This is a genomic window from Planctomycetia bacterium, from assembly GCA_034440135.1.
In the GTDB taxonomy this organism is placed as follows: Bacteria; Planctomycetota; Planctomycetia; order Pirellulales; family JALHLM01; genus JALHLM01.
Window position 1 is genome coordinate 1 of the sequence record JAWXBP010000371.1, and the last position, 7,938, is coordinate 7,938.

General features: G+C 59.2%; 7 protein-coding genes and 3 tRNA genes. All 10 read right to left on the reverse strand.

Translation table 11 applies throughout. From position 1 onward, the window contains the following. Nucleotides 1-639: 639 nt before the first annotated feature. The gene (locus SGJ19_22045; protein MDZ4782940.1) at nt 640-1,512 is read right to left on the reverse strand and encodes a hypothetical protein; all 873 of its coding nucleotides are present in this window, start codon (nt 1,510-1,512) and stop codon (nt 640-642) included. Nucleotides 1,513-1,592: 80 nt separating this feature from the next. After that, nucleotides 1,593-1,665 (reverse strand) — tRNA-Cys (locus SGJ19_22050). A gap of 105 nt (nt 1,666-1,770) precedes the next feature. Continuing rightward, nucleotides 1,771-1,841, reverse strand: a tRNA-Ala gene (locus tag SGJ19_22055). 69 nt (nt 1,842-1,910) lie between these two features. Beyond that, nucleotides 1,911-2,279, reverse strand: a complete 369-nt coding sequence (locus SGJ19_22060) for a hypothetical protein (protein MDZ4782941.1) — start codon at nt 2,277-2,279, stop codon at nt 1,911-1,913. Nucleotides 2,280-2,841: 562 nt separating this feature from the next. After that, nucleotides 2,842-2,914 (reverse strand) — tRNA-Ala (locus SGJ19_22065). 136 nt (nt 2,915-3,050) lie between these two features. After that, on the reverse strand, nt 3,051-4,124 hold the full coding sequence (locus tag SGJ19_22070) for a Gfo/Idh/MocA family oxidoreductase (GenBank protein MDZ4782942.1): 1,074 nt from the start codon (nt 4,122-4,124) through the stop codon (nt 3,051-3,053). A 268-nt stretch (nt 4,125-4,392) separates the two neighbouring features. Then, on the reverse strand, nt 4,393-4,953 hold the full coding sequence (gene frr, locus SGJ19_22075) for a ribosome recycling factor (GenBank protein MDZ4782943.1): 561 nt from the start codon (nt 4,951-4,953) through the stop codon (nt 4,393-4,395). Between the two features lie 84 nt (nt 4,954-5,037). After that, on the reverse strand, nt 5,038-5,802 hold the full coding sequence (gene pyrH / locus SGJ19_22080) for a UMP kinase (GenBank protein MDZ4782944.1): 765 nt from the start codon (nt 5,800-5,802) through the stop codon (nt 5,038-5,040). A gap of 120 nt (nt 5,803-5,922) precedes the next feature. Continuing rightward, nucleotides 5,923-6,753, reverse strand: a complete 831-nt coding sequence (tsf, locus tag SGJ19_22085; GenBank protein ID MDZ4782945.1) for a translation elongation factor Ts — start codon at nt 6,751-6,753, stop codon at nt 5,923-5,925. 249 nt (nt 6,754-7,002) lie between these two features. Continuing rightward, entirely contained in the window at nt 7,003-7,740 is a 738-nt protein-coding gene (rpsB, locus tag SGJ19_22090; protein ID MDZ4782946.1) for a 30S ribosomal protein S2, read from the reverse strand. Between the last annotated feature and the right edge of the window lie 198 nt (nt 7,741-7,938).

Here is a 7,938-nt window from a genome sequence, read left to right on the forward strand (position 1 = left end):
ACGGCTTCCGCACCTACGAAGCCATTGAAACCGCCCTCTATCACAACCTCGGACGCCTACCCGAGCCGGAATTCACCCACAGATTCTGGTGAGGAGGCACAAAAAAAAGCCCTCGGAAGACGAAGTATCAGCGAGATCCCCAGAACTCGTGCGGAGCGCGCTTCAGCGCCGCCGTCGGCCGATGCGTGTTCGATATCGCGCGGCGCGCTCCGTGGAACTTGCGTTCCACTTCCACGCGTCGCTCTCCTTCGCCTCGGCATCAGCCCTGGCGGCGCGGCATCCGCGCGCTACAGGGCACTACCTTCTGGGCGCCGTTCGGAAAATCACGCGATCGACGCAATGCCAATCGCATCCTTCACCGAAACGGCCGACCTCGCCAACCTTCATCTCCCTCGGGCCACAGTGGACCGCTCTTCGCGGGTGCCGGTTTCCCGGCGGGGTGGTGCAGGAGTCGAACCTGCCACAGCCAGATGCTTAGTCTGGTGCTCTACCGTCTGAGCTAACCACGTGATGGTGGTCCGCGCAACCTTCGTCATAACCCAGTCACGGAACGCGCTTGCGGAAATCCGTCAATCAGGACCGCCGCGCGCCGCTGGCCCGGTTGCAACAAACCACTAACGTGACACAGGATGACCTGATTCAGTTCGAATCTGGCTCAGAGTTCTGAAACGATTCGAGCAACACAGCGCAACTCAAGAGCTCGTCGATCTTTGCTTTGAGCGTTTGGAATAGACTGTGCTTATGCTCAGCCATCACCTGAATTTCATTGCTTGAGACGCGAAACCCGTGTTTGCAGCCTCGCAACTCCTTGGTAACGCGACCACTATTGTGAGCTAGCGCATGGCGTACTAACCGCGCGATTGACACTTCGTGACAATTCCAACAACTCTCGCAAATTGCACCGCCAAAGGCCGACTTCATGTCAGCTGCAACTTCTTTCTGTCCACGGGCACGGTAATCGCTTTTCTGCAGTGCGATGCGAAGACATTCGGTAAGGAACCACTCGTAGGTGTAGTAAAGGGATCCGTAGCACATTCGCTCAATGCTCCATAGCGTGACCGCAAAGGGCCGCTCGGCGACAAATGCACTCCAAAAAGTAGGCGTCGTCGCGAGCGTGTATTCGCGTGCGCTTTGCAAGGAGCGCTGTGCCTCTTGGTCAATTTCCGTCACACATGAATGAAGCCGCCTTTCGAGCGTTGGGCGCACGTTTTCACCTTTTGAGCGAAGTTTTTCGACTAGCACTCCCCGGATTGCACCAATTGTTGCAATGGAGCTTGGCACCGCGTCCTCGAGTATGCTTGACTTTGTAGTTTCGAGGCATTTCGCCATGATCCAGGGAAGTGCATGAGCATGCGACGCCGCCTGCCAATTGCGGACTAGGTCGAAAACGGGACCTCGGAATCGCGTGTGACTGCTCGCCTGCATCGTTCGACCAGCCCAGTCGTTGTCGAAGAATGGCTGATACAACTCGATGCGCTCATCAATCCAAAACTGTCGCTCTTGATTGTCCATGCGCTTCTGCTCCGTTCCACAACGCCAATTGGCCGCAACGTGCGTAGCTCCAATAGGATCGAATCCGTCGAACTTGTGCAAGACGCCGGTGGGAGTCGAACCCACATCTGAACCGCTCTGCAGGCGGTCGCCTCGCCGACTGGCTTCAGCGTCATTATTTCGATTGTCCTCGCCAGGAATCGAACCTGGTCTACGACCTTCGCAGAGTCGCGTGCGAAATCCGGCACACTCCGAGGACGAGTCTTCCTTCTATTTCACTGGACCGCCGGGGAGTCGAACCCCGATGTTCTGGTTGCAGGCCAGATGTCGTCCCGTTGGACCAGCAGCCCAAATGTTTGCTTCACTGGCGTGACAGGGCGTCGCACGGGAATCATCGCGCTGCAACGTTCAGGAGGCAGCTAGCAGGTAGTGCGTCGCTTGGTCGCCGGCGGCTTGAGCGTCTTCCAGACCGTCCTGGCATAGTTCTTTTCCAATCGCACCAGACTGGTCAAGCGTATGTCGATCGTCCGGAATTGTCCTTTCGGCAGCTTGACGAAAATGAACGGCAGGCAGATCGCCTTAACCTTCATCGGCGCGCGGTCGTCCGTGGGGAGGCGGCGCAATCGCACCAACTCGCTCCGGTCCGTCGCCAGCATTTCGCACCAGAGGAACGACGGCAACTCAACAATCTCGCTCAATACGGTGACGAAATCACCGCGACGCAAGTCTTCGGGCGCCACCAAGGCGGCGACGGATGTGCCTTCATTTTCTTGCAATCGGGTATCCATGTGAATTCGTCTAATGTTCGTCGATTCAACATTTGCATCAATCGCTACGCGAAAGTAGTTAACGTCCAACCGGACGATGCGCCATGCAGCGCTCGACACGGCAATCACGTCTAGACCAACCAAGACGGCAATTGGTTCACGAGCAATCGGAGATTGCCTTCAAAACGCAGCTAGGAATCCCATGGGACCGTGCAGCCTCGTTAAGTAACCGGAGTGAGAGTCGAACTCACAGATTCACGAGGCTCTCGACCTCAAAGAATGCGGCTTCACGCGACTGATCGACTTGGACGCCGTCAAGTTTGACAACTGGCTGGACGATCAAGCGACAGCAGGAATGTCCGCTGAGAACCGCAACGAGTTTCGATCAGCGCTTTTGAGCGTCATTTGGCACATGCCCCAATACGTGCCCCAGAAACTGACTCGACTAGGCAAGATGTGGCAAATCTTTTCAAAAGGGCAGTTGATGCCGGTCTCGCGTTCCAATCGAGCGTCATCGACGTAACGTCTTGCTACGTCAATGAAAAAGGCCCGTTGACAAGCATTGTCAACGAGCCTTGGAAGGTGGAGCGGAAGGGAGTCGAACCCTCGACCTCTGCATTGCGAACGCAGCGCTCTCCCAACTGAGCTACCGCCCCAGATCACTTCTTGCTGCCTTCTCCAGAAAAGCCGTCGGCTCACCGGTCGCTGGCAAGCCCCGAATTGTAAGACTCGAATCGGTTGTTGTCAAAACGGGTCGGACGCGAAACTGTGTCGGAACACTCGTTTTGGAAACTAGCCAAATTGCACAGTTTCGATCACTTGTTCGCGGCCAGCGCGGTGCGATTCCGCCAGGGCGTCCAGCACCGCGATCGCCGTTGCCGATTGTTCCGGTGGAACCGGCACCGGGGCGTCGTCGTATACCGACTGGGCGAATTGCCGGATCACTTCATGATGCGCTTTCTCGCCGGCGGGTTCGCCCAATTCCACGTCCCAGGGGATGCGGTCGGTTTCGCCGCTGATGACCACGTCTGGCCAAGCCAGGCCGCGCTCCTTGCCGAACAGGTGCATCCGCCAGAATTCGGCCTCTTTTTGGAAGCCCAGCCAACTGACTTCCAGCGAGAGTAACGCGCCGTTCTCGAAGCGGACCATGCCGGCGGCGAAATCGTCGACTTCCACTTCCTCGTGGTTCCATTGGCCCCACTCGCTGCCCAAATCGGCGCGTCGCGAGAGATGGTCGTACATGCCTCCGGTGACGGAGACGGGCCGAGGGCAGCCCATCATCCACCAGGTCAGGTCGAACATGTGGATGCCGAGATCGTAGATCGCTCCCCCGCCGCTCAAGTGTCGCCGGGTGAAACCCGGTCGCGCGGGCAGCCGCCGGCGGCGCAGCCATTGCCCGCGGGCGTAATAGACATCGCCGAGCGGATGGCGTTCGAGGTATTGTCGCAGTTGCAACATCGACGGGCCGAACCGCAGGTGTTGCGCAACCATCAACTTGCGGCCGGTGCGACGCGCGGCTGTGAGCATCGCGAAAGCATCGGCGCGATTCGTGGCCATCGGCTTTTCCACGAGCACATGCTTGCCGGCCTCCAGCGACGCGATCGCCACTTCGGCGTGCAATCCGCTTGGAGCGCAGATATCGACGACGTCGATTCGCTCGTCGGACAGCAACTCACGATAGTCAGTAAAGCGGAGTGGAACTTGCTCTTCGCCAAAATGCACGAGAGCGTCCGCGGATGCATCGGCCACGGCTAGCACGCGCGTGAAAGGAATCCGCTTCCAAGCCGGGAAATGTTGATCGCGCGCAATCATGCCCGCGCCGATCAGGCCGATGTTCAACTGAGAAGCGCCACTGGATTGCGTCAAGTCGAGATCCCCGGATCGTCGAGGCAAGGCCAGCAGCACGGGCCCGGTACTAAATCACACGATAGTCTTCGGGCTATGAGTGCGACGTGGGTGCCTGGGGCTGAGGCAAACAAAACATGTAGCCAAGTCGAAATAGCTGGGGCATCGTGTCGTGTTGTTGACAAATCTAATGAAGCCCCAGAGAGCTGGACCATGGTGACGGCGAATTCACTGCCCCTGCCCCAGGCACCCGTCAAACGGAACCCAATGATTTAGGCATTGCGAAGCGCTAATCCTCCATGACCTCGGCTTCCTTGGCCCGGGCGAGATCGGTAGCGCGTTGCTCGAACTTCTTCGTCAGCTCCTGCACTTCTTCCTTGGTGCGATCGCAATCGTCCTCGCTCATCACTTTGTCTTTTTGCTCCGCTTCGGCGGCCTTGTTGCCGTCGCGACGGACATTGCGAATGGCGACCTTGGATTCCTCGGTGAGTTCCTTGATGCGCGTGACGAGCTTCTTGCGAACCTCGGTCGACAACGGCGGGATGTTCAGGCGAATCAGTCGCCCGTCGTTTTGCGGCGTGAAGCCAAGCCCGCTGGCCAGGATCGCTTTTTCGATGTCTTTGATCGTGCCGGGATCGAACGGCCGGATGACGATCTGCGTCGGCTCGGGCGCGCCGACCGACGCGAGTTGCTTGATCGGCGTCGGCGAACCGTAGACTTCGACGCGGAGCGAATCGACCAGGCCCGGGTTGGCGCGGCCGGTGCGAATTCCGGACAAGGCGTGCTTCAGCACGTCGGCCGCCTTTTCCATCCGCTCTTCAACGTCCAGGAGAATATCGTCGACTGGCATGGCGTAAATCTCAACTAGGCTGATGACCGATCGCTCTAGAACTCATGTATTTCCGAGTTCAGCGTTCCGAGTTCCAACTTCCTTCTAGCCCACGTTCGCTGGCACGGCGCTGGAAATCAACGTGCCGACGGTTTCGCCGCGCACAGCGCGGACGATGTTGCCGGTTTTCTTGTAATTAAAGACCAGGATGGGCATGTCGTGTTCCATGCATTGCGTAATGGCCGTGGGATCCATCACGCGCAGGTTTTGCTCGCGGACCATGTGATAGTTCAACTCTTTGTACAGCACCGCATGCGGATTCTTCTCCGGATCGTCGCTATATACGCCATCGACGCGCGTGGCCTTCAAGAGCACTTGCGCTTCCAATTCCAGCGCCCTTTGCGCGGCGGCCGTGTCGGTCGTCACGAACGGACTTCCGGTGCCGGCGGCGAGGATCACGATGCGTCCCTTTTCCAGGTGACGCCGCGCCCGGCGGCGAATATAGGGCTCCGCCACGCCATCCATCTTGATCGCCGTGAGCAATCGCGTTTGCGCACCGAGCGATTCCAGTGCGTCTTGCAACGCCAGGCCGTTGATCACGGTGGCCAGCATACCCATGTAATGGGCCGTGGCTTCCTGGATCCCCGTGTTGCCGGCGGTGAACTGCGCACCGCGCAGAATGTTGCCGCCGCCGATCACGATAGCGATTTCCGCGCCGTACTGCGCGGCCTGCACCGTCTGTTCGGCGATGTGCCGGACTTCTGTCATGCTGATGCCGCGCTCGCCCGCGTGGACGAAGCTCTCGCCGGAAAGCTTCAACACCACGCGGCGATACTGCGACGCGCTGCGACCTGATCCGTCATCGGCCATGGGTACTCATCTCGCGCTGACTGCCTGCTGTAGCCGAGGTCTGTGACCTCGGTCCGAGATCCTCATCGTCGTCCCAGGCAACCGGCCTCACAGTGGCCGGCTACAGAAGACGCTACGAATCTAGCCCTTCGCCAAATCCCAATGCACGAACCGGACGAGCTTCATGCCGCTGGCCTTGATGTAGGCGCCAACGGACTGCTTTTCGTCCTTCACGAACGGTTGTTCCATCAACACCTTCTCGGCGAAGAAATTCTTCATCCGGCCTTCGACCATCTTTTCCAGGATGTTCTCCGGCTTGCCTTCCTTGCGGGCGGCTTCGAGCAAAATCTCCCGCTCCTTGGCAACCAGCGTGGCGTCCAAGTCTTCCTTGGAAACCGACGACGGGCGCATCGCCGCGACGTGCATGCTGACGTCCTTGGCGAGCTCGGCAGTGCCGCCCTCAACTTGCAACAGCACCGCCACCTTGGCATTGTGATGGACATAACCGCCACACGTGCCGTCGATGCGGACCACGCGGCCCAGCTTGATGGCTTCGCGGATACGATTGATGATGTCATCCAATTGCTGCTGGAGCGTCATCTCAGACTTGCTGGGCGACGGCTGCTTGAGCAGTTCCTCGGCTGTCTTGGCGCCGGGGCCCAGCGCGAGTTGCTTGGCGCAGGCGTTCGCGAAGTCGGTGAGGTCCGGACCGCCGGCCACTGGGGCGCTCTCACAGAGCACTTCGACCATCGCGCCGACCTTCTTGGCAAGGTCCGTGTGAATGGCGATGCGACCTTCCGTGGTTTCGCGCCCCACACGCGACTCCGCGGTCTTAATTCCTTGCTTACGCAGTTGCTCGACGGCGGCGTCTTGGTCTCCGCCGGACTCCGTCAAAGCCTTCTTGCATTCCATCATCGGCAGCCCGGTCTTTTCCCGGAGCGCCATCACGGCAGCGGCGGTGATTTCGGCCATGTTCAAGTTCTCCCGTTCTTGCGTATCTGTTCGCTGGCGATTGTGTTCGTGAATTTGCCAAAACGATCGCGCATCGTCGCGCAGTTTTTTGCGGCCTATCGATGCCGGAAGGCGGCGGCCGCGTCTTGGACGCCGCTTCAAGCCGGAAACTCGACCGAGAATACCCGATCGGGCTCCGTCTTGAATACATCTTCCGGCAGGGCCGTCGGCCTGCGGCCGAAAGTTATTGGCCTGGCAGCGGCTCGGACGTTAGCCGACGTAGACCTGCGCATCCTTGTCGGTCGTTTCCATGCGGCCCAGCCCGCCGGTTCCCCGGCCTTCGATGATGGCGTCGGCCAGTTGCTTGGAAATCAACTCAATGGAACGGATGCTATCGTCGTTGCCCGGAATCGGCAGGTCGACCTGGTCGGGATCGCAATCGGTATCGATCAGGGCCATCGTCGTGATGCCCATTTTCTGAGCTTCGCGGACGGCGTTGCGTTCCTTTTTCGGATCGAAGATCACCAGACACTCCGGCAGCCGGCTCATGGTGCGGATGCCGTTCAGGTTGCGGTACATCTTCCGGTACTCGCGCTTCAGGGCCGATTGGGCCTTCTTCGAGTACGCGGCAAATTCCTCGCCGTTGATCAGCTTTTCCAGCTCTTCTAGACGCGTCAGACGGCTGCGGATCGTGCGGAAGTTCGTCAGCGTGCCGCCGAGCCAGCGGTCATTCACGTACGGCATGCCACAGCGAATGCCTTCCCGCTCGATCGCTTCCGAAGCCTGACGCTTGGAGCCGACGAACAGTACGTTGCTGCCCGACGCGGCGACTTGCGCGAGATACTTCTTCGCGCGGATCAGGCCGCGGATGGTCTCGCGGACGTCGATGATGTGAATCAGGTTGCGGCGCCCGTAGATATAGGGCCGCATTTTGGGGTTCCAGCGGCTGGCCCGGTGGCCGAAGTGCACGCCAGCTTCGATCAAATCCTGCACCAAAACACTCGACACAAACACACTCCTTGGCACACCGGCAAGGTCCCAACCCCAATAGACAAAGGGAGGGCGTCCGGCGTTCACAGTAAGAATTTCGGCCTGTTTTCAGCCCCAGAAGGGCCGCCCCCCGACCGGACCGTTCGGAATCCGGGGAATCCAGCATGTTACCGGCGACATGTACATCGGTCAATCCGAGGTGATTGGCACAGCAGG

Excerpts from the sequence above, each read along its gene's own strand:
- pyrH (MDZ4782944.1), bottom strand. The coding sequence starts at position 5,802 with ATGGCCGATGACGGATCAGGTCGCAGCGCGTCGCAGTATCGCCGCGTG.
- frr (MDZ4782943.1), bottom strand. The coding sequence starts at position 4,953 with ATGCCAGTCGACGATATTCTCCTGGACGTTGAAGAGCGGATGGAAAAG.
- SGJ19_22045 (MDZ4782940.1), bottom strand. The coding sequence starts at position 1,512 with ATGGACAATCAAGAGCGACAGTTTTGGATTGATGAGCGCATCGAGTTG.
- tsf (MDZ4782945.1), bottom strand. The coding sequence starts at position 6,753 with ATGGCCGAAATCACCGCCGCTGCCGTGATGGCGCTCCGGGAAAAGACC.
- SGJ19_22060 (MDZ4782941.1), bottom strand. The coding sequence starts at position 2,279 with ATGGATACCCGATTGCAAGAAAATGAAGGCACATCCGTCGCCGCCTTG.